Below are 19,980 nucleotides of genomic sequence, written 5' to 3'. Positions count from 1 at the left end.
CCGATGCCCATGCGCACCCTTGTCGCCGGGGCCGCAGCCTTGCTGCTGGCGCCGTGCCTGTCCCATGCCGCCGATGCCGGTGGCGACACCCTGATCCGCTGGACCGCCCACGGCGTGCCGCATATCCGCGCGGCTGACGAACGTGGCCTCGGGCGCGGCATCGGCTATGCCTACGCCCGCGACAATGCCTGCCTGCTGGCCGAAGAGATCATCACCGCGCGAGGTGAGCGGGCCCGCTGGTTCGGCGCGGACGGGCAGTCCTCCTCCGGCCTGGCCAACGTCCCGTCCGACCTGTTCTTCACCTGGCTGAACGCCCCCGAGCGGGTCGCCAGCTTCCGCCGTGCCCAGACCGACGAGGTGACCGAGCTGCTGGTCGGCTATGCCGAGGGCTTCAACCGCTACCTGGGCGAAGCCGACGCAGGCCGCACTCACTGCCTCGGGCAGGCCTGGCTGCGCCCCATCGAAGCGGATGACCTGGTCCGCCTGACCCGGCGCCTGCTGGTGGAAGGCGGTGTCGGCCAGTTCGCCGAAGCCGTGGTGGGCGCTGCACCGCCCGGGCGCCAACAGGCTGCTCGGAACAGCGGCCATACCCTCGCGCGGGTCGAAGGCTTCCGCCTGGACCGGGGCAGCAACGCCGTGGCCGTGGGCCGCCAGCGCAGCGCCGACGGCCCGGCCATGCTGCTGGCCAACCCGCACTTCCCCTGGAGCGGGGCGCTGCGTTTCTGGCAGCTGCACCTGACCATCCCCGGCAAGCTCGACGTGATGGGCGCCGCGCTGCCCGGCCTGCCGGTGGTCAACATCGGATTTAGCCAGCACCTGGCCTGGACCCACACCGTGGACACCTCCGCGCACTTCACGCTGTACCGCCTGGAGCTGGACCCGAAGAACCCGACCCGTTACCGCGTCGACGGCCGCTACGAGCCCATGACCCGCACGCGCTTGCAGATCCGGGTGCGGCAGCCGTCCGGTGAGCTGGTCACCCAGTCCCACGACCTCTACGAATCCCGTTTCGGCCCGCTGCTGAACTGGCCCGGCAAGCTGGACTGGTCGGCCGGCGAGGCCTGGGCCCTGCGTGACGCCAACCTCGGCAACACCCGCGTGCTGCAGCAGTGGTACGCGATGAACCAGGCCCGCGACGTGAACGCCCTGCGCGCCAGCGTCGAGCGCCTGCAGGGCATTCCTTGGGTCAACACCCTGGCGGTGGATGACCGGGGCCGCGCGCTCTACATGAACCAATCCGTGGTGCCGCACCTACAGCCCCGGCAGCTCGCCGAGTGCGTCATCCCGCAACTGGCGGAGCAGGGCCTGCCTGCCCTGCAGGGCAATCGCAGCGCCTGCGAATGGCAACGGGAAGCCGGGGCCGCCCAGGCCGGCATCACCCCGGCCGCGCAGTTGCCCGTGCTGCTGCGCGAGGACTTCGTGCAGAACTCCAACGACAGCGCCTGGCTGACCAACCCGGCGAGCCCCCTGGTGGGCTACTCGCCCCTGGTGAGCCGGGAAACGCCGATCTCTCCCCGTGCCCGCTTCGCCCTGGGGCGCTTGCAAGGCCAGCAGCCGCTGCGGGCGGACGACCTGGCGGCAATGGTCACCGACAACCAGGTGGGCCTGGCCGGCGAGCTGCTGCCGGAACTGCTGGCGCTGTGCAAGGCCCACGCCGGCGAAGCGGACCTGAGCCGTGCCTGCGGCGCCCTGGCCGACTGGGATAGCAAGGCGCGGGTGGACAGCGGCCTGGGCATGCTGGTGTTCCAGCAGGCGGCCCAGGCCTTCCTCGAACTGGACGACGGCTGGCAGCACCCCTTCGACCCCGCGCGCCCGCTGGACACCCCCAGCGGCATCGCACCGGCCGCCCGCGAACCGCTGCGCCAGGCCCTGGTGGCCGCCAGCGAGGCCCTGGCCGCCTCGGTCGCCCCCGGCGATGCCCGTTGGGGCGACCTGCACCAGGCCACCCGCGGCGCCCGAACCTTCCCCATGCCCGGCGCCGACGGCCACCTGGGCGTCTACAACGCCATGCAGAGCGAACACCAGGGCGACCGCCTGGAAGTGGTCAGCGGCACCAGCTACCTGCAACTGGTCACCTTCGACGCCAACGGCCCCCGCGCCCGAGGCCTGCTGGCCTTCTCCCAGTCCAGCGACCCCGGCTCCCCCCACTACGCCGACCAGACCGCCCTGTTCGCCAATAACCCCTGGCAGCCGCTGCCCTTCAGCGACAGCGAAATCGATGCTGACCCGGCACTGGAGCGCAAAGTGCTGCAGCGCGAGTGATGCTTGGCGGCACGTTCTGGTAAAACCTCGACTCAGCCAGCGCTATGCGCTGGCTGAGTTTTTTGTGGGTGCTGCAGAGTCAAAGTCTGCGTTGAGCGACCTTTGCCAAAGAGTGCTCTGATTCTATTAAGTCGCCTTTAGTGGGGGAGTAATGATTCTTCGTGGTGAGAGTGTGCCTTCTTTAGCGCAAGAGGTTTTGAGGTTGATCATGGGGGCGCCAATACGGAAGGTGGCGCGTTTCAGTTGGTGGTCGCCTGAGGAGTCGGCAATAGAGTGCAATCTGGAAGACTCTGAGGTCTTCTCTTATACAGAGGGTCCGCTACTCATTTATTTGGAATCTGGTGAAGTGGTTGGTATGTCCAGTGATGAAGCAAAAAATTCTGTGGTTGTTTGGCTGGAGCAGGATGTGAATGGAAATCTTCATGAGGAAAGTCTTGAGAGTAATGATGAATTTTTTCCAGTTGCTAACGATGATGGGCGGTTCTGTGGTGGCATATGGCGTGATGTTTCCGGAAAGAAGGTGGTCAAAATTTTTGTTGTCAAGTGTAAGGCGCGGAACGTCATGTATGGGGATTTGCCCAATGAGGTTGGTCTTAGGATGATCTTGGAAGATGGTGGTGAACTCTTCGTTTGTCACAAGCTGTTTGATAGGGTTAGCAATTTTTCTGTTAGTGAATTTAGTGCCTTGGAGGAGGATGTTTTGGGTGAGTTAAATAGTTTTTGTATTTTATGATTTTTGGTGTGGCGGGGTGATGTGTTTTGGTTGTCTATTTCAGGTGGCTCGACTTAATGGGGGTAATCGTTGATTGACGACGAATTTTGCATTGCGAGAGCTTTGAGGTGGCGTAGGAGCAAAGCTTGTATCTCGAATGGCGAGGCAATCAAACTACGTGGGCTCAAGTTACAAGGAGGTTCGAAATTACATGAGTCAGGTTGAGGGTTTGTATGGAAAGCTTGAAGGTTGCATAGTTGATTTTTCTTTGGAGCGATACCCCGGTGATTATTGGTATGACTGTGGGATTTTGGAGGCTGCTGATGTTTTGAGGGAGTTTGATAAGGGGGATTGGGAGCTGCTTCTGGATGATTTAAAAGATAAGGGCGTGTTCTGGAAGAAGAGGCTTGTGGAGTGCTTGGGCGATTTTAAGGTCTTGTACGAGATTGAAGTTATTCTGCGTATTGTCAGTACGGATGATGAGGATTTGCGGGTTTGCTGTTTTGATGCGCTAAGAATGTTGGATCTTTCAGGAGTGGATGGGCGTACAAGAGAAGAGTTGTCGTCCAGGGCTGAATATTTATTAGGTGAGGCTTCTCTGCCAGTTAAAAGAATCTTGGAAGATTTTTTTGAGAGGCTGAACGGCTGATGAACCGGAAGGGCCTGATTTTTCCATTTGACTACACGGCTCAGGGTGGTCAAGAGATTTTCGGCGTGAAGTAGAGGGGTGGGCTATGGCGTGGGCGAAAATCTGGTTTTAGGGTCTTGGCTATGTATTGCTGGTGATGAGTGGGATGTCTTCGTTTGCTAGTAATAAGAGATTTGCGCATTTCCATGTTTTTCCCGGTGCGAATCTGAAATGAACGACGAGTGGGTCTGATGAAGCTGAAGTTTTCAGGCTGCGTGATTGCTTGGTTCGCGAGCCTACTCCCATCCCCGACCCGCTAAGATAGCCACCCTTCAATAGCCCGGGGATTGCCATGGATATCGACCTGGCACGTACCTTTCTCGAAATCGCCCGCAGCGGCAGCTTCGTCTCGGCGGCGGAGCGTTTGCATGTGACCCAGACTGCCATCACCGCGCGGGTGCAGAACTTGGAGGGGCAGCTTGGCTGCCGGCTGTTCGTGCGCAACCGGGCCGGGGCGCGGTTGACGCCGGAGGGGGAGGTGTTCGTCGGGCACGCCACGCAACTGGTGAAGACCTGGGAGGCCGCCCGGCGTGACCTGCCGTTGCCCAAGGGCTACCGCGACCTGCTGGCCATCGGCGGTGAGGTGAGCCTGAGCAACCCGCTGTTGCTGGGCTGGATGACCCGCCTGCGTGAGCGGATTCCGTCCCACGCAGTACGGGTGGAGGTTGCCGCCGGCCAGCACCTGCAGCAGCAGATCGAACTGGGGCTGCTGGATGCGGCACTGGTCTACCAGCCCGAGTACTGGCCGGGCATGCAGGTGGAGTTGCTGCTGGAGGAGAAGCTGGTGCAGATCCGTTCCAGCCGTGCGCCCGAACCCTACGTGCAGGTGGACTGGGGCCCGCGCTTCCGCCAGCAGCACGATGCGGCGCTCCCTGACCTGGCGCGGGCTGCGGTTTCGGTGAACCTCGGGCCGCTGGCCCTGCAGTTCATCCTGCAGAACGGCGGCTCCGGCTATTTCCGCACGCGGGTGGTGCAGAGCTATCTGGACAGCGGCGTGCTGGAGCGGGTGGAGCGGGCGCCGGAGTTCACCTACCCGACCTACCTCGTTTATTCCCGTGACCGTGATTCGGCGCTGTTGCAGCAGGCCATCGGCGTGCTGCGCGAGGTGGTGGCCGACGACATCGACTGGTCCCAGCGCTGGGATGCGGTGCTCTGAGCGGCGGGKTCAGGCCCGCCGCGCGAGGGGATGGGCGTCGCTGACGTCGTCGCGGTCTTCGAGGAACTCGGTGGGTGCGGTGCCGTTGGCATTGAGCTGGAACACCCGCGTCGGCCTCCCCTCGGCATCGAAGAACACCTGGCCCAACCCGGCGCCGTTCCACAGGCGTTCCCCCGCGCGGCTGTGGGCCGGTGTGTGGGGCACCACCTTCATGCGGCGGCGCTGGGTGAACCAGTTGAGCGGCGAGCGGGGCGCGTAGAGCCAGCGGTTGAGGCGGTCGAACAGGTCCAGCAGGCGGTGGGGGAATTCGTTCTTCACGCCGCTACTGGTGATCTGCCAGATCTGCGGGCCCTGCTGGCGATGGCGGATGAGCACGCGGTAGACGAAGGAGTAGTGCACGTCGCCGGAGAGGATGGTGTAGCTGCCCGGCGTGCGTGAGTGACGGAAGATGTTGAGGATCACCTGGGCGGCACCGCGATGGGCCATCCAGTTTTCCGCGTCCACCAGCAGCGGGTGACCGAGCCAGGTGAAGACCCGCTGCACGGCCTCGATCAGCTTCACGCCGAACACCGGGGCCGGGGACACGACGATGGCCGAGGGGTGCCCCAGCAGCGCCTGTTGCAGTTCGCACAGGGCCTCCCAGTCCAGCAGGCCGGACGGCCGCTTGAGGTCGACCTCGCTGCGCCAGCGGCGGGTGCGGGTGTCCAGCACCCGCAGGGGCGGCTGGGTGTCCAGCTCGTACTGCCAGCCGTTGAAGGCCAGCAGGCGGCCGATCAGGCCGTCGAGCTGCGTGCTGTCCAGCCGGCCATGGGGATCAGGGCTGGCGCACAGCGCGGCGAGGTCATCCTGCAGCTCGTCGAAGGCGTCCGGGTCGTTGCCCCAGCCCTGGCAGAGCAGGTAGGCGAGCAGGGCGTTGCCGATGATGCGGCGGGAGAAGGGGTGGCCGTAGGCCGTCTGCTCCCACTGGGCGGAGAGGTTCCAGTCATCGGTCACGTCGTGGTCGTCGAAGATCATCAGCGTCGGCAGGTGCGCCAGCACCCGCGCCACGCCCGGCAGGCCGGCGACGAAGCCTTCGAGGCGCGTGGCTTCGAGGTGGTAGCGCTCCGCTTCGGACGTGCCGAGTGCGGGCATCTGCGGTGCCACCAGCGTCCAAGGCACCGGCGACCAGACCAGCAGGTACATGGCCAGCACCTCGGCGAGGGTGACGAGGTGGTTCTCGGCGTTGCTGCTGGTGAAGATCGGCTTGCGCGCGCCGCCGAAGAAGCGCGCGCGCAGGGTTTCGTTGCTCTCCAGGGCCGGCAGCAGGTCGGCGCGCCGGTAATAGCTGGCGGGGTGCTGGTAGAGCGCTTCGCTGTCGCTCACCACGGCGCCCTCCAGGTACTCCCCGTAAAGGCCCAGGCGCTCGATGAGCGAGTGGATGGCGCACAGCATCGGCCCGGCCACGTCGTCGGCGTAGATCTGGTCCCCGCTGAGCATGAGCAGCGCCGGGCGTTGTTCCGGCAGGGGCTTTTCGGCCAGCAGGCGGTCAGCGCAGAGCAGCCCGTCGGGGGCAGGGTGATGAGGCTTGCGGCAGGAGCCGTGGAGCAGGTGGTCGATGCGCGAGCGCAGCACGAAGTCAGGCCGGGTGGCCTCGCCGTAGAGCAAGTGCGGCGCCCACTCGGCAATGCCCTGGCCGTCGATCAGCAGGTCGTAGGCGATGGGCGTGTCCTGGGGCAGGGGCGCCACCAGTCGCAGGTCGATCAGGTGCACATGCGCGTGCCGGCCCACCGCAAGGATGCGGCATTGCCGGGCGTCCAGGCTGTGGTGCTGGGCCTGGCCGTCGGCCTCCAGCAGCAGGACGGGTTGCAACGGGCGCGTGGCCACCAGCCAGAACACCAGGCGCCGGGGCTCGGCGCGGCGCAGCAGGGGGCCGGCCAGGACGGTGGGCAGGGCGGTCAGGGGAGCATCGGCAGGCATCGGTACCACGGTTTCGGAGAGCGGTTGGGCATAGTACGCCAGCGAAGTGGCGTATTCATCGCCGCTTGGACCGCATCGAGCCACCCGGGTGCCGTGGTCAGGCGGACTTGCGTGATGCCCCGTGTGTCAGCGGCGCTGGGGTCGCATCCTTCAACCAGTGCCGGTAGAGCCCGCCGATGAGGTCGCTCTGGGTCACCAGGCCCACCAGTCGGCCTTGTTCGTCCTGCACGGGCAGGCCGTGCAGGCCCTGGTCGGAGAGCAGGGAAACCAGGGCGCCGATGTCGGTGCCGGGGCGCACGCTGCGCACCTCCCGCGTCATCAGCTGGCGCACGCGTACCTGCTGCGGGCGCAGGCGGGCGAGCAGCGAGACGGACGGGTCGCGATGGCCGTGGTGCAGCAGGTCGGTGGGGGTGACCACGCCCACCAGGGCGCCGTCGGCGTCCAGCACCGGCAGCAGTTTGATGCGATGCTGGCGGAACAGCTTCCAGGCGTCGGCGAGGCTCGCATCGGGGGACAGGGTGCGCAGGTCGCGGGACATGATGTGTTCGGCCGTGACCCGGCCCATGCCGCGTCGCAGGGCGACCCGTTCGGTCTGGCGCAGCAGGCGTTCGAGGTCGTCGCGGGTGATGTCGACGAACTCGCCGAAGTCCGCCAGGGCCTGGTCGAGGTCGGCTTCGGCGAAGCCGGCCCGCTCGCTGGGCAGCGGGTCGTCCGTGAGGTGGCTGTCGTTGCGCGGTTGCGCCGGGGCGTTGACCAGGGCGCCGCGGGTCAGGCGGTTGTAGGCCAGGGCGCTGATGATCAGCACCGCCGAGCCCATCAGCACCGGCCAGGCCACGCCGAAGCCCAGGGCTTCGAATGCCGGGCCGCCCAGGGCCACGGCCACCGCCAGGGCGGTGCCCGGCGGGTGCAGGCAGCGCAGGCTGTACATGGCCAGGACGGTGAAGGCCATGCTCAGGGTGGCGGCCAGCACCGTGTGGTCGATCCACAGGCCGCAGGCGGTGCCCACCAGGGCCGCCACCAGGTTGCCGAGCAACACCGACCAGGGCTGGGCCAGGGGGCTGCTGGAGACGGCGAACAGCAGCAGCGAACTGGCGCCCAGGGGCGCGGCCAGGCGCAGGGTGACGTCGAGGCTGAACAGGTGGCTGGTGACCAGGCAGCACAGGGCCAGGCCGACGCAGGCACCAAGGGAGGCGCGCAGCCATTCGGTGGGCGGTGCGCTACGGGGGACGGGGGCGAGGCGCCTGGACCAGCGGCGCCAGCGACTTTCCGGGGGCATGACGAGTCTCGTAAAAAAGGGGGCCGGAGCGGCCCCCAGGGAAGTCCCACTGCGTGCGCGGGATCGGTGGCCTCGCCGGAGCGCGACGAGGCGAACGGGGCGCATCCTACGGGGGCGTGATCCATCGCTGCCAATGAATGTTATTGCAGCTTGAGTGCAGTTTTTTTGAATTCAAATGCCCGGCAAGGCGAGCCGTGGCGGCGTAGCATGCGATGCGAACCAGATAGAGGAGGGGCGTGATGCAGCGGCTGGACGTGGAGGCGGGGTTGGCAGCGGAGCGTGCGCTGCTGGAGCAGGTGCACCGAGGGGAACGGGACGCGGGCGTACTGCTCTGGCGGCCGTTGGGCCGTGCCCTGGTGATGCCCGTGCGCATGAGCCGCCTGCCCGGCTTCGAAGCGGCGCGGGCGCGCTGCGAGGCGCTGGACTGGCCGGTCTCGCTGCGGGATACCGGCGGCGAGCCGGTGCCGCAGTCACCTGGCGTGCTGAACATCGCCCTGGCCTATGCGGTGCCGACCGGGGAGAGCGAGCTGACCCGGATCGAGACCGCCTACCTGCGCCTGTGCCGCCCCTTGTGTGACTGGCTGGCGGGGCAGGGGCTGGAGCCGGGCATCGGCGAGGTGCCCGGGGCCTTCTGCGATGGGCGCTACAACGTGCGGCTGGGCCCACGCAAACTGGTGGGGACGGCCCAGCGCTGGCGCCGCCGCAGCCAGGACGGGCGCCACGTGGTGCTGGTGCACGGGGCGATGCTGGTGGAGAACGAGCGTGAAGCGATGGTGGCGGTGGTCAATGCCTTCTATGCGGGGTGTGGCCTGCCGGATCGCTGCGAGGCCGCGAGCCACGTGGGTTTGGCCGAACAGCTGGAGCGTCCCTGGGATGCCCTGTCGACCTTGTTGCCCGGTATGCGGCGGACGCTGGCGGAAGGCGGAGTTGCCCTGCCGGAAGCCTGATGTGAAAAAAGTTGCTTCAGGGCCTTCCCAGCCCCCACCGGGTAGGCACTATCATCGCCGCTCCCCAGTGCCCGCACTGCAGGCTGCCTGAAGGCGCCGCACCCGCCGCCGCTGTGCCGGACCCGCTCGGAGCATCCGCTACAACCGCCAGGACGGCGCCGCATGGGTTCCTGCCAGCCACTGCGCGTGACGCCTTCACCCAACCCGCCGGGCCCGTTCGCATTCTCTCGATGGATGGACACCGCCCCCATGAGCTCAAGCCGTAGCCCGATCGGGCCGTATCGCCCCACGCTGCGCAGTCACCTGGCCTTCACCGTCTATTCCGGCCTGGTCTTCCTGGTTCTCTATACGCTGCTGCGCGGGGCCTTGCTGATCTACAACCGCGAACTGATCGGCAGCACCCCGGCCTCGACCTTCGTCGAGGCCTTCATCAACGGCTTCCGTTTCGACCTGCGCCTGACCATCTACGCCCTGGCGCCGCTGCTGCTGTCCATCCCCTTCGTCACGGCCATGTCGCTGCGCCGGCTGCACCTGGCCTGGCTGACGGTGTTCGCCAGCCTGACGCTGTTCTTCGGCATCCTGGAACTGGACTTCTACCGCGAGTTCCACCAGCGCCTGAACAGCCTGGTGTTCCAGTACATGAGCCAGGACCCGAAGACCGTGATGAGCATGCTCTGGTACGGTTTCCCGGTGGTGCGCTACCTGTTGGCGTGGGCCTTGGTGACCTGGCTGCTGTTCAGGCTGTTCAAGCGCCTGGATCGCGCCACCCGGCCCGCCGGTGCCGCGCTTGAGGCCTCGCCCAGCCTGGGCGGGCGCAGCCGTGTAGCGCCCTGGTACGTGCGTGTCGGCGTGTTCGGCCTGTGCCTGGTGCTGGCCGTGGTCGCCGCCCGTGGCACCCTGCGCCAGGGCCCGCCGCTGCGCTGGGGGGATGCCAATACCACGGATTCGGCCTTCGCCAACCAGTTGGGCCTGAACGGCACGCTGATGCTGGTCAACGCCGCCCAGGCGCGCTTCTCGGAGACCAACGAGAACGTCTGGAAGGCCACCCTGCCGGATGAGCAGGCGCTCTCGGTGGTGCGCGAGATGCTGCTGACCCCGCAGGATCGCCTGGTGGATCCGGCCACCGCTGCCGTGCGCCGTGTGCTGACGCCCGAGGCCGAGCGCACCCTGCCGATCCGCAACGTGGTGGTGATCCTGATGGAGAGCTTCGCCGGCCACTATGTCGGCGCGCTGGGTGGCAAGGGCGACATCACCCCGAACTTCGACCGCCTGAGCAAGGAAGGGCTGCTGTTCACCCGTTTCTTCTCCAACGGCACCCACACCCACCAGGGCATGTTCGCCACCATGGCCTGCTTCCCCAACCTGCCGGGCTACGAGTACCTGATGGAGCAGCAGGAGGGGACCCACAAGTTCACCGGCCTGCCGCAGCTGCTGAGCGCCCGCCAGTACGACGACCTGTACGTCTACAACGGTGATTTCGGCTGGGACAACCAGATGGGGTTCTTCGGCAACCAGGGCATGCGCAACTTCATCGGGCGCAATGACTTCGTCAACCCGGTGGTGTTCGACCCCACCTGGGGCGCCTCCGATCAGGACATGTTCGACCGCGCCGCCCAAGAGCTGCGTGACAACTACGGCAAGAAGCCCTTCTACGCGTTGCTGCAGACCCTCTCCAACCACACGCCCTATGCGCTGCCCAACCCGCTGCCGGTACCGGCTGTGACCGGCTTCGGCTCCGGCGACGAGCACCTGACGGCCATGCGCTACTCCGACTGGGCCCTGGGGCAGTTCTTCGAGAAGGCCAAGCAGTCGCCGTACTACAAGGACACCCTGTTCGTGGTGGTGGGCGACCATGGTTTCGGCGCGCCCGAGCAGCTCACCGATATGGACTTGTACCGCTTCAACGTGCCGCTGCTGCTGATCGGCCCCGGTATCCAGGAGAAATTCGGCGCGCGCACCGACGTGGTGGGCAGCCAGGTCGACATCGTGCCCACCATCATGGGCCGCCTGGGGGGCGAGACCCGCCATCAGTGCTGGGGCCGCGACCTGCTCAGCCTGGCGCCGGAGGACAAGGGCTTCGGTGTGATCAAGCCCTCCGGCAGCGACCAGACCGTGGCCATCGTCAGCGGTGACCGCGTGCTGATGCAGCCCCGTGGTGGCGAGCCGCAGCTGTTCCGCTATCAGCTCAACAGCGAAGGCCAGAACACCGGCCGCATCGAGGACCCGGCAGCGGTCAAGGCCCTGAGCGAGCGCCTGGAAGCCTTCCTGCAAGTGGCCACCAAGAGCCTGCAGGGCAATACCGCCGGCCTGGAGGACCCGAAGCGCTAGCCGGCCGTTGCCAAACGACCTGCCTGTGCGCTTCGTCGGTTGCCGCGCGTTCAGCGCGCGGGCGGGCCTAAGGTGAAGGTCCGGCGTCCACCCGGCGCCGGACCCACCGGGAAGGCTCCACCGGGCCTTCCGCCCCAGAGGAGGCCGCGCCATGAACGCCAGCAACCACTGCACCTACCGTGACCATGTGATCACCGCCCACCTTATCGAGCACCCCGGCATTCCTACCCCCTGGGCCGGCGGGGTGCACATCACCGCGCCGGACGGCCACCGCACCCGACGTATCCCGTTGCCCGCCGATGCCGCCTTCCTGGCCGAGGAGGACAACGCCCGCCGCGCATCCATCGCCCACGGCCGCTGGCTGGTGGACCGCAGCCTGGACCAGGGCATGCGCCTCGGCTGAGGCGCTTCGTCCCGTTGCCTGAACCGGAACGGGCTTCGGGCGGTCGTTGAGAAGGAGGGCGCCGGATTCGCCGGTGCTGCCTGTCTGGACAACCGCCCGGCATGACTTTGCCCGGGCCAGGAGGATCGACCATGGTCGCTTTCGAGCCGCAATCCCGTGATACCGCCACCCCTGATGCCGGCAACGTGCAGGGCTGGGAGCGGATGTTCTGCATCGGCACCGGCGTGGCCATGCTGGGTTCCGGCGTGCACCGGGGTGGGCCGGCAGGCTGGTTGCGCGCCGCCCTGGGCTCCGTGGTGCTGGCGCGGGGTCTGAGCGGTCACTGCCCGGTCAAGCGGGTGATCGCCGAGCGCCATTCAGAGCTGGAGGCACTGCGGGCTCGCATCGAGGAAGCCGCCGGCAAGCTGGCAGCCTGGGAGAAGGCACAAGCGAAAGGGTGATGGCGGCCTCCAGGGCCGGAAACGAAAACGGCAGCGCCAGGGCGCTGCCGTTACACCTCTGGTGGGTGCTTACTTGCCGTAGTTGCGACGGAACTGGGCGATCAGCTTCTCGGGCTTGGGCTCTTCCTTGATCAGCACGTACACCACGCGCTGGCCATCGGGGCCGCCGCCGATGTCGACGTAGCTGAAGGTGGGCTCGCCGATCTTGTACATGTCCATCATGTCGCCGTAGCGGCTGAACACGTAGATGATGCCGTCTTCGTCGCGCAGCTCGCCGTAGAAGGGCTGGGCCGGCGGCAGGCTGACATCCAGGAAACGCTGGGCGCTGGTCTTGGCTTCCTTGCCCTGGTCCTCGGCCTTGAGCACCAGGATGATCTCGCGACCGAAACCGTCCTGCTTGCCGGTGTCCTTGCGCACGGGGGCGGCACCGTTGGCGACGTAGTTGCGGTAGGTGGCGTAGTCGTCGAAGACGAACAGTTCCTTCTCGGTACGGATCTGGTACCAGTCCTCGTTGTTCAGGGCCTCCACCTTGGCCGGCGCGGCCGGCTGGGTGGCGCAGGCGCCGAGCGCCGCGGCCACCAGGGCCAGGCTGAAGCTGCGGATGAAGGTCTTGGTGTTGGGCATTGCGGTTCCTCCCCGGTAATGGTGAGACGCGAATCTGCCCGAGTCCTGTGACGGCCACATGACAGCCAGGTGCACGCGCTGTGACAGCCTCGCCGATACCGGGAACAGAGGCTGCACCTGCTCGGTGGCTGCAACAATCATTTGATCCTTTCGGGTTTTATCTACCGAAGCAGAGCCAATACAGTGGCGCACCCCGGCCAGAAGGCCGTCTTTCCCGATTTCGGAGGTGCCCATGGCCACTGCCACCCTGCATTACTTCCATGACCCGTTCTGCGGCTGGTGCTACGGCGCCGCGCCCCTGGTGGCGGCTGCCCGCGCGGTGCTGCCGGTGCGCGCCCACGGCGGCGGCATGCTCGCCGGCCCGGCCCGCCAGCACGGCGGCGAGCAATGGCGGGGCCATGTGCTGCCCCATGACCGCCACATCGCCCAGATGACCGGCCAGGTATTCGGCGACGCCTACCTGGACGGGCTGCTGCGGGACCCGGAGGCGGTGTTCGACTCGCTGCCGGCCATCGCTGCCGTGCTGGCGGCGGACACCCTGGCCGGCAAGGGCCTGGACATGCTCGCGCTGCTGCAAGTGGCCCACTACGGCGAGGGACGACGCATTGCCGAGGCGGCGGTGCTGGTGGCCCTGGCGGCTGAACTCGGCCTGGAGCCGGAAGCGTTCCGCAGCGCCCTCGACCAGGCGCTGGCCCATGACGTGGCCGGGCACATCAGCGAAGCCCGTCGCCAGATGGCGCGCCATGGGTTGAGCGGATTCCCGTCCTTCCTGCTGGAAGTGCACGGCCGCTTCGAGCGGGTGGACGCCTCGGCCTTCCTCGGCCAGCCGGCCCAGTGGCGTGCGTGGCTGGCCCAGCGTCTCCAGGCGCAGGGGGCTGCCTCGGTCGCCGAGGCGGTGGATGGCCCGAGCTGCGGGCTCGACGGTTGCGTGTGAGGTGAGAACGATGAAGAGCAACCTGCAGATCATTGCCGACCACTACGAGGCTTCGGCACGCGGCGACCTGACCGGCATGCTGGCGGAGGTCGCGTCCAATGTGCGCTGGACCGAGATGGACGGCTTCCCCTGTGCCGGCACCTGGGTCGGCCCGGAGGAGGTGGTGGCCCAGGTGTTCAGCGTGCTGGCGCGGGACTGGGAAGGCTACCGCTTCGAACTGGATGCCCTGGTGGATGGCGGTGCCAGCATCGTCGGCATCGGCACCTACCGGGGCGTGCACCGCACCACCGGCAAGGCCATGGCGGCGCGTGTGGCCCACCACTGGCAACTCGAAGGCGGCCGCATCACGGCCTTCGAGCAGTTCACCGACACCCTGCGGGTGGCCCAGGCCATGGCCTGACGCCTCGGGGTGGCGCATTCGTCGAAGCCGGCCACACTGGTAGCAACGAGGATTGGTCTGACTGTCCGACGATTGACGCCATCAAAATGACATCGCTGGACTACGCTCACTCACAGGGACCTCTCTCCACTGGAGGCACGTGTATGAAAGTCCTGATAGCCGATGATTCCAGCCTTTCCCGCAAGCTGGTGCTCAAAGCCCTCCCCGAGCTGCTGACGGAGGAGGTGAGCCAGGCCGCCAATGGCCAGGAAGTGCTCGCCGCCTACGAGGCCGGCCAGGCGGAGATCATCTTCCTCGACCTGACCATGCCGGTGATGGACGGTTTCGAAACCCTGGAGCGCCTGCGCAAGTCCGAGGCGGAGGCCATCATCATCGTGGTCAGCGCCGACATCCAGCCCCTGGCCCGGCAGCGGGTGATGGAGCTGGGCGCGGCGGCCTTCATTAAGAAGCCGATCACCAGCGAAGCGATGCAGGCTGTTCTCCATGAAATCGGAGTCGTGTAATGGACATGCTCACCGAGGACCAGCGCGACGCGCTGCAGGAGCTGATGAACGTGGCCATGGGACAGGCCGCCGACCAGTTGGCACGCTTGACCGACACCTTCGTGGTGCTCTCGGTGCCCCGCATCCACAGCGCCTTCAGCCTCAGCGATGCCCAGGTTCCTGATGCGCTCGGTGGCGATGGTGTCGTGGACGTCACCCGCCAGTCCTTCCTCGGGCAGATGCGCGGCGAGGCGTTCGTCTGCTTCGGCTGCCACGGTGCGGATCAGCTTGCCGACCTGATGGGCTATGACGAGCACGACACCCAGCAGCGCGAGGAATTGATGCTCGACGTCACCAACATCCTCAGTGGCGCCTGCATCAACAGCCTCGCACAGCAGTTCGAGATCCCGGTGAGCTATGGCGCCCCCTCGGTGTTCTCTCGCCACGCGTCCTTTCAGGACGCCTTGGGCGCCAAGTCCCTGCAGGACCATCGGGCGCTGATCATGGAGATCCGCTTCGAGGTCGAGGCCTGCGAGTTCAGCTGTGACCTGCTGCTGTGCATCGCCGAGGAGACGGTGGGCAGCGTGCTGGCGGTCATCGACCGGTTGCTGAGCGAGCTGTGACATGAGCGCCCCAGGCTCCCCGGGTCCGTCCTCCTCGGTGCTGGAAACCGTGCTGGAGAACATCAACCTGGGGGTACTGGTGGTGGACGCGGATTGCCGCGTGCTGTTCTGGAACCGCTTCATGGTCATCCACGGTGGGCGCATGCCGGAGGATGCGGTCGGACGCTCGCTGTTCGAGCTGTTTCCCGAGCTGCCCGAGCGCTGGTTGCGGCAGAAGGTGCGCGGGGTACTGACCCTGCGCAACCTGGCCTTCACCACCTGGCAGCAGCGCCCGCACCTGTTCCCCTTCGGTGGCACCCGGCCGATCACCAGCCAGCTGTCGAGCATGTACCAGAACTGCACCTTCTTCCCCCTGGAGAACGAGCAGGGCGAACCGGCGGCGGTGTGCATCACCGTTGCCGATGCTACCGACACCGCCGCCCGCCAGCAGGATCTGGAGCGCCTCAATGCCCTGCTGGAAGTGGAGAAGGAGCAACAGGCGCAGTTGATCCGCCGCCTGGAAGAGGCCCAGGCGCAACTGCTGCAATCGGAGAAGATGGCCGCCATCGGCCAGCTTGCCGCCGGTGTGGCCCACGAGATCAACAACCCGGTGGGCTTCGTCTATTCCAACCTCAACAGCCTGCGCGGTTACCTGGAGCAGCTCATGGGGCTGGTGGACGGCTTGCAAGCGAAGATCGAGACCTGTGGCGATCCGGCCCTGGTGAGCGAGTGCCGGGCGTTGAAGCAGGCCGCCGATTACGACTTCTTGCGCGAGGACACGCCGATCCTGCTCAACGAGTCCTGCGATGGGCTGGAGCGGGTCAAGCGCATCGTCAAGGACCTGCGGGATTTCTCCCACGTGGACAACGGCGAGTGGCAGATGGCCGACCTGCACCATGGGCTGGACAGCACGCTGAACGTCATCTGGAACGAGATCAAGTTCAAGGCCAAGGTGGTCAAGCACTACGGCCAGCTGCCGCCGGTGCAATGCATCGCCTCGCAGATCAACCAGGTGTTCCTCAACCTGATCGTCAATGCCGCCCAGGCCATCGTCGATCACGGCACCATCACCCTCACCACCGGCACCCAGGGCGACGCGGTGTTCATCGACATCCAGGATGATGGACCCGGTGTGCCGGAAGACCTCCGGCGGCGCATCTTCGAACCCTTCTTCACCACCAAGCCGGTGGGGAAGGGCACCGGGCTCGGGTTGTCGGTTTCCTACAACATCATCGAGCGCCACCACGGCACGCTCAGCGTGACGTCGCCTGCCGAGGGCGGGGCCTGCTTCCGCGTCGTGCTACCGGTGCGCCAGCCCCCCGGCGAGCTGCCAGCCTCGCCTCAGGTCTCCAGGTAGGGCGCGAACAGCTCGCCCAGCATCTCCTCCGGTGATTGCAGGTTCTCAAGGGTTTCGGCTGCCAGCACATCCAGCAGCACCAGGCCATTGACGCTCTGTTCCGCGCGACTGGCGGAGCGCAGGCGCTCGGCCAATCCCAGGTTCACCTCGCGTAGGGCCCGGTACATCGCCAGAAGGCCGTCGATGTCGTAGTTCGCGCTCATTCCATGCCGTTGACGCAGGTACTGCCCGATGAAATAGGTGCCCAAGGCCCGGAACAGGGTCTCCCCCGCACCGCTGAAGGGCTGGTGGAAGTGCGCCATCGGGGCCAGCAGCCGGGTGCGCGGGCATCCCGAGGTTGCACCGATCAGGCCGATCAGCGAGCTGAGCACCCGCTGCAGTGAGGTCACCTGCTCCAGGTGGCGGCCGTGCCAGTCTATGCTCACTCTCACCATGTCGAACGAGCGCCTTCCCTCCAGTGCACGCAAGGGCGCCGTCAGGGCCAGGGCAAAGGGGCAGTACGGAGTGACCTCGGCACGCAGGGGGCAGTTGCGACACTGGCAGTGTTCCAGCCGCGCCCATTCCGGGGCGGGGTCCGGCTGGGGGGAGGGCGCCTCCAGCGACACTTCGGCACCGTCCTCGAACGTCAGGTGGTAGTGCGCTAGGGAATTCGTCGCGTGCATGGGACCTCCCGGCGTGAAACGGTTTCCGACGAAGTGACAGTAGCCTGACGTCAAATTGCCATCATCTACAATCCGCGTGCCTATACTCAGCTTAGGCCCGATGTGAACAGGTGCTCTCCCATGAGCTCGACGGTTCTCCAGCAACAGATGGTCGCAGCGGTGGAGCAGATCCCCGCCGGCTTCCTGCTGCTGGACGGGTCGCAACGGGTCCTCTACTGCAACCCCTTCATCCACCAGCGCTGCTCGCGTGACCTCTCCGGCATCGTCGGCATGCACCTGGTGGAGGCCTTCCCCGAAGTCGACACGCCGCGCTGGCACGGTCTTTTCGACCAGATCCGGCAGGGCGGCCAGCCGGTGCAGACCATCTGGCACGACCAGCCCTACCTGATCCTGCTCAGCACCCAGCCGGACGATGACGAGCCGACACCGCTGCCGATGCTCCAGGCCACCCTGCTGTACCGCATCGAGTCCGACCCCGGCGAGGCGATCTACGGCCTGGCGATCTTCGACAGCAGCCGCGCGGCGGCCAACCCGGCGCTGCAGCATGCCCTGATCGCACTGCGCAGCAAGCATGGCGAGCTGCACGAGCTGAGCATCAAGCTGCAGGCCGCCAATCGCCAGCTGCTGCAGTCGGAGAAGATGGCCGCCATCGGCCAGCTCGCCGCCGGTGTGGCCCACGAGATCAACAACCCGGTGGGCTTCGTCGCCAGCAACCTCAAGACCCTGGTGGGCTATGTGCAGCAACTGCTGCAACTGGTGGACCAGATGAGCGAGTGGGGCGGCCTGGAGCTGGAGCGCTTGAAGAGCCAGTTCGACTACGACTTCATTCGCGACGACATCAACGGGCTGCTGAGCGAGTCCGCCGATGGCGTGGAGCGGGTCAAACGCATCATCTCCTCGCTGCGTGACTTCTCCCACAGCGGGGACGAGCGCTTCGTGCCCGCCGACCTGCACGATGGCATCCGCAGCACCCTCAACGTGGTCAACAACGAGATCAAGTACAAGGCCGAGGTGGTGTGCGACTTCGGCGACCTGCCGCTGGTGGAATGCATACCCGCACAGATCAACCAGGTGGTGATGAACCTGCTGGTCAACGCCGCCCAGTCCATCGAGAGCTTCGGGCACATCGTCATCCACACCGAGCGCATCGGCGACGAAGTGCTGATCGAGGTCAGCGACAGCGGTTGCGGCATCCCCGAGAGTCAGCTGATGCAGATCTTCGACCCGTTCTTCACCACCAAACCCGTCGGCAAGGGCACCGGGCTGGGACTCGCGCTATCGTTCAGCATCGTGGAGAAGCACGGCGGCAGCCTCACCGTCACCAGCGAGGTGGGCCAGGGCTCGACCTTCCGTATCCGCCTGCCGATCCACCAGGGAGAAACCCGTGGAGGAGCACACCATGACTGACGTACAAGACAGCCTGCCGCGCCCGCGCGTCATGCTCGTCGACGACGAGGAGAACATCCTCAACAGCCTCCGACGGTTGCTCCGGGGACAGCCCTACGACCTGGTCATGGCCCACAGCGGTGACGAGGCACTGCAGCTGTTCGAGGCCCAGCCCATCGACCTGGTGGTGTCCGACGCACGCATGCCCGGCATGGACGGCGCCACGCTGCTGGCCGAGATCCACAAGCGTGACCCGGGCTGCATGAGCGTGCTGCTCACCGGCTATGCCGACATCAACACCATCATCACCGCCATCAACGAAGGGCAGATCTACCGCTACCTGAGCAAGCCCTGGAACGACGAAGAACTGCTGCTGACCATCCGCCAGGCCCTGGCCTACCAGTTCGCCGAGCGTGAGCGCGAGCGCCTGCAGCGACTGACCCAGGAGCAGAACCAGCAGCTCAAGAGCCTCAACGAGAACCTCGAGAAGCGCGTCCAGGCGCGCACCGCCGAGCTGCAGCAGACGGCCGACATGCTCGACCTCGCCTACGAGGAGCTGCGCCGCAGCTACGTGCTCAGCACCGAAGTGTTCTCCCTGCTGGTCAACCAGCGCCTGCCCCGGGAGAAACAGACCAACCAGCAGATCATCGCCCTGATCCGCGCCTTCGCCGCCGACCTCGGCATGCCCGAGGACCAGGCCCGCGACCTGAGCATGGCCGCCGCCCTCTACAACATCGGCAAGCTGAGCCTGCCGGATGCGCTGATCACCGGCCCCTCGGACCTGATGCACAGCAAGGACCGTGACCTCTACCGGCGCTACCCCTCTCAGAGCGAATCGGTGCTGATGGCCCTGGAGCCGCTGCACGACGCCGCCCGCCTGATCCGCCACCACCAGGAGCGCTGGGACGGCTCCGGCTTCCCCGACCACCTGCGGGGCAACGACATCCCCCTGGGCTCGCGCATGCTCAAGCTGGCGGTGGACTTCGTCGAACTGCAATGCGGCCTGGTGCTGGAGCGCCGCCTCAACCGCGACGAAGCCCTGCTGTTCATCCGCAAGTACGCCGAGCGGCTCTACGACCCGGGGCTGGTGGAACGCTTCATCACCATCTGCTCCACGGTCATGCCCGACGTCACCATCGGCGACCCGGGCGTGCGGGCGGTGGACACCCGGCAGCTGGAGCCCGGCATGGTGCTGGCGCGCAACCTCCACGCCGACAACGGCATGTTGCTGCTCAACGAAGGCAAGGTCCTCTCGGACCTGCTGATCCGCAAGCTGATTGCCTTCGAAGGCATCGAATCGGCTTCCTACACCTTGTTCGTCCGTGAGCCTGAAGCGGCCAAGCCCCGCGCTCACCTGGAGTGATG

The 19,980-nt window shown here is 66.3% G+C and carries 19 protein-coding genes; 15 read left to right on the top strand and 4 right to left on the bottom strand.

What is annotated here, in order from left to right:
• Positions 1–3 precede the first annotated feature (3 nt).
• From pvdQ to SZ55_RS00235, 4 genes are all read left to right on the top strand, one after another.
• On the top strand, positions 4–2,262 hold the full coding sequence (pvdQ, locus tag SZ55_RS00245; RefSeq protein WP_082078084.1) for a bifunctional acylase PvdQ: 2,259 nt from the start codon (positions 4–6) through the stop codon (positions 2,260–2,262).
• A gap of 151 nt (positions 2,263–2,413) precedes the next feature.
• Positions 2,414–2,995, top strand: a complete 582-nt coding sequence (locus SZ55_RS27815; RefSeq protein ID WP_152644405.1) for a hypothetical protein — start codon at positions 2,414–2,416, stop codon at positions 2,993–2,995.
• 190 nt (positions 2,996–3,185) lie between these two features.
• Positions 3,186–3,623, top strand: a complete 438-nt coding sequence (locus SZ55_RS00240) for a hypothetical protein (protein ID WP_052807491.1) — start codon at positions 3,186–3,188, stop codon at positions 3,621–3,623.
• Positions 3,624–3,954: 331 nt separating this feature from the next.
• A complete protein-coding gene (locus SZ55_RS00235; protein ID WP_044399492.1) occupies positions 3,955–4,818 on the top strand; it encodes a LysR family transcriptional regulator in 864 nt (287 codons plus the stop codon).
• 9 nt (positions 4,819–4,827) lie between these two features.
• Here the strand turns inward: SZ55_RS00235 and SZ55_RS00230 are convergent, their stop codons facing one another.
• Both SZ55_RS00230 and SZ55_RS00225 read right to left on the bottom strand, forming a co-directional pair.
• Entirely contained in the window at positions 4,828–6,774 is a 1,947-nt protein-coding gene (locus tag SZ55_RS00230; protein ID WP_044399482.1) for an isoleucyl-tRNA synthetase, read from the bottom strand.
• A gap of 97 nt (positions 6,775–6,871) precedes the next feature.
• A complete protein-coding gene (locus tag SZ55_RS00225) occupies positions 6,872–8,050 on the bottom strand; it encodes an HPP family protein (protein ID WP_044399480.1) in 1,179 nt (392 codons plus the stop codon).
• Positions 8,051–8,289: 239 nt separating this feature from the next.
• Between SZ55_RS00225 and SZ55_RS00220 the strand changes: the two genes are divergently transcribed.
• The 4 genes from SZ55_RS00220 (at position 8,290) to SZ55_RS00205 (ending at position 12,168) form a co-directional block, all read left to right on the top strand.
• A complete protein-coding gene (locus tag SZ55_RS00220) occupies positions 8,290–8,997 on the top strand; it encodes a lipoate--protein ligase family protein (protein WP_044399478.1) in 708 nt (235 codons plus the stop codon).
• 249 nt (positions 8,998–9,246) lie between these two features.
• Entirely contained in the window at positions 9,247–11,325 is a 2,079-nt protein-coding gene (locus SZ55_RS00215; RefSeq protein ID WP_044399475.1) for an LTA synthase family protein, read from the top strand.
• 151 nt (positions 11,326–11,476) lie between these two features.
• The gene (locus SZ55_RS00210; RefSeq protein ID WP_044399471.1) at positions 11,477–11,728 is read left to right on the top strand and encodes a hypothetical protein; all 252 of its coding nucleotides are present in this window, start codon (positions 11,477–11,479) and stop codon (positions 11,726–11,728) included.
• A 131-nt stretch (positions 11,729–11,859) separates the two neighbouring features.
• Positions 11,860–12,168, top strand: coding sequence for a YgaP family membrane protein (locus SZ55_RS00205; protein ID WP_044399468.1), 309 nt, complete (start codon positions 11,860–11,862; stop codon positions 12,166–12,168).
• A gap of 69 nt (positions 12,169–12,237) precedes the next feature.
• Here SZ55_RS00205 and SZ55_RS00200 read toward each other — a convergent pair whose 3' ends face one another.
• Positions 12,238–12,792, bottom strand: a complete 555-nt coding sequence (locus SZ55_RS00200; protein ID WP_044399465.1) for a hypothetical protein — start codon at positions 12,790–12,792, stop codon at positions 12,238–12,240.
• A gap of 232 nt (positions 12,793–13,024) precedes the next feature.
• On the opposite strand from SZ55_RS00200, the gene SZ55_RS00195 reads away from it, so the two are divergent.
• The 5 genes from SZ55_RS00195 (at position 13,025) to SZ55_RS00175 (ending at position 16,567) form a co-directional block, all read left to right on the top strand.
• On the top strand, positions 13,025–13,726 hold the full coding sequence (locus tag SZ55_RS00195) for a DsbA family protein (protein ID WP_044399462.1): 702 nt from the start codon (positions 13,025–13,027) through the stop codon (positions 13,724–13,726).
• A gap of 10 nt (positions 13,727–13,736) precedes the next feature.
• On the top strand, positions 13,737–14,126 hold the full coding sequence (locus SZ55_RS00190) for a nuclear transport factor 2 family protein (protein ID WP_044399456.1): 390 nt from the start codon (positions 13,737–13,739) through the stop codon (positions 14,124–14,126).
• Between the two features lie 143 nt (positions 14,127–14,269).
• Entirely contained in the window at positions 14,270–14,629 is a 360-nt protein-coding gene (locus SZ55_RS00185) for a response regulator (RefSeq protein WP_044399448.1), read from the top strand.
• Positions 14,629–15,231 carry a chemotaxis protein CheC gene (locus SZ55_RS00180; RefSeq protein ID WP_201774854.1) on the top strand — a complete coding sequence of 201 codons (603 nt, stop codon included), beginning with the start codon at positions 14,629–14,631 and terminating at the stop codon, positions 15,229–15,231. The genes SZ55_RS00185 and SZ55_RS00180 overlap by 1 nt, the downstream gene beginning before the upstream one ends.
• A gap of 1 nt (position 15,232) precedes the next feature.
• On the top strand, positions 15,233–16,567 hold the full coding sequence (locus SZ55_RS00175; RefSeq protein WP_044399442.1) for an ATP-binding protein: 1,335 nt from the start codon (positions 15,233–15,235) through the stop codon (positions 16,565–16,567).
• Here the strand turns inward: SZ55_RS00175 and SZ55_RS00170 are convergent.
• Complete coding sequence (locus tag SZ55_RS00170; RefSeq protein ID WP_052807490.1) at positions 16,552–17,229, bottom strand: DUF6901 family protein; 678 nt, start codon at positions 17,227–17,229, stop codon at positions 16,552–16,554. The two genes, SZ55_RS00175 and SZ55_RS00170, sit on opposite strands and share 16 nt — an antisense overlap.
• Positions 17,230–17,349: 120 nt before the next feature.
• Here SZ55_RS00170 and SZ55_RS00165 point away from each other — a divergent pair, with 120 nt between their 5' ends.
• Together SZ55_RS00165 and SZ55_RS00160 are read left to right on the top strand one after the other, a co-directional pair.
• Positions 17,350–18,636, top strand: coding sequence for an ATP-binding protein (locus tag SZ55_RS00165; protein WP_236692368.1), 1,287 nt, complete (start codon positions 17,350–17,352; stop codon positions 18,634–18,636).
• Complete coding sequence (locus SZ55_RS00160; protein WP_152644403.1) at positions 18,629–19,978, top strand: HD domain-containing phosphohydrolase; 1,350 nt, start codon at positions 18,629–18,631, stop codon at positions 19,976–19,978. The genes SZ55_RS00165 and SZ55_RS00160 overlap by 8 nt, the downstream gene beginning before the upstream one ends.
• Positions 19,979–19,980 lie beyond the last annotated feature (2 nt).

The sequence above is a fragment of the Pseudomonas sp. FeS53a genome (genome assembly GCF_000931385.1).
Lineage (GTDB): Bacteria > Pseudomonadota > Gammaproteobacteria > Pseudomonadales > Pseudomonadaceae > Metapseudomonas > Metapseudomonas otitidis.
This window is presented reverse-complemented; position numbering and strand designations above follow the sequence as displayed.

Bases quoted from the DNA above. Each gene is read 5' to 3' on its own strand.
- SZ55_RS00160 (WP_152644403.1), top strand. From the start codon at position 18,629: ATGACTGACGTACAAGACAGCCTGCCGCGCCCGCGCGTCATGCTCGTC.
- SZ55_RS00210 (WP_044399471.1), top strand. From the start codon at position 11,477: ATGAACGCCAGCAACCACTGCACCTACCGTGACCATGTGATCACCGCC.
- SZ55_RS00190 (WP_044399456.1), top strand. From the start codon at position 13,737: ATGAAGAGCAACCTGCAGATCATTGCCGACCACTACGAGGCTTCGGCA.
- SZ55_RS00195 (WP_044399462.1), top strand. From the start codon at position 13,025: ATGGCCACTGCCACCCTGCATTACTTCCATGACCCGTTCTGCGGCTGG.
- SZ55_RS00165 (WP_236692368.1), top strand. From the start codon at position 17,350: ATGAGCTCGACGGTTCTCCAGCAACAGATGGTCGCAGCGGTGGAGCAG.
- SZ55_RS00235 (WP_044399492.1), top strand. From the start codon at position 3,955: ATGGATATCGACCTGGCACGTACCTTTCTCGAAATCGCCCGCAGCGGC.
- SZ55_RS00215 (WP_044399475.1), top strand. From the start codon at position 9,247: ATGAGCTCAAGCCGTAGCCCGATCGGGCCGTATCGCCCCACGCTGCGC.
- SZ55_RS00200 (WP_044399465.1), bottom strand. From the start codon at position 12,792: ATGCCCAACACCAAGACCTTCATCCGCAGCTTCAGCCTGGCCCTGGTG.
- pvdQ (WP_082078084.1), top strand. From the start codon at position 4: ATGCCCATGCGCACCCTTGTCGCCGGGGCCGCAGCCTTGCTGCTGGCG.
- SZ55_RS00220 (WP_044399478.1), top strand. From the start codon at position 8,290: ATGCAGCGGCTGGACGTGGAGGCGGGGTTGGCAGCGGAGCGTGCGCTG.
- SZ55_RS00230 (WP_044399482.1), bottom strand. From the start codon at position 6,774: ATGCCTGCCGATGCTCCCCTGACCGCCCTGCCCACCGTCCTGGCCGGC.
- SZ55_RS00185 (WP_044399448.1), top strand. From the start codon at position 14,270: ATGAAAGTCCTGATAGCCGATGATTCCAGCCTTTCCCGCAAGCTGGTG.
- SZ55_RS00170 (WP_052807490.1), bottom strand. From the start codon at position 17,229: ATGCACGCGACGAATTCCCTAGCGCACTACCACCTGACGTTCGAGGAC.
- SZ55_RS27815 (WP_152644405.1), top strand. From the start codon at position 2,414: ATGATTCTTCGTGGTGAGAGTGTGCCTTCTTTAGCGCAAGAGGTTTTG.
- SZ55_RS00240 (WP_052807491.1), top strand. From the start codon at position 3,186: ATGAGTCAGGTTGAGGGTTTGTATGGAAAGCTTGAAGGTTGCATAGTT.
- SZ55_RS00180 (WP_201774854.1), top strand. From the start codon at position 14,629: ATGGACATGCTCACCGAGGACCAGCGCGACGCGCTGCAGGAGCTGATG.
- SZ55_RS00225 (WP_044399480.1), bottom strand. From the start codon at position 8,050: ATGCCCCCGGAAAGTCGCTGGCGCCGCTGGTCCAGGCGCCTCGCCCCC.
- SZ55_RS00205 (WP_044399468.1), top strand. From the start codon at position 11,860: ATGGTCGCTTTCGAGCCGCAATCCCGTGATACCGCCACCCCTGATGCC.
- SZ55_RS00175 (WP_044399442.1), top strand. From the start codon at position 15,233: ATGAGCGCCCCAGGCTCCCCGGGTCCGTCCTCCTCGGTGCTGGAAACC.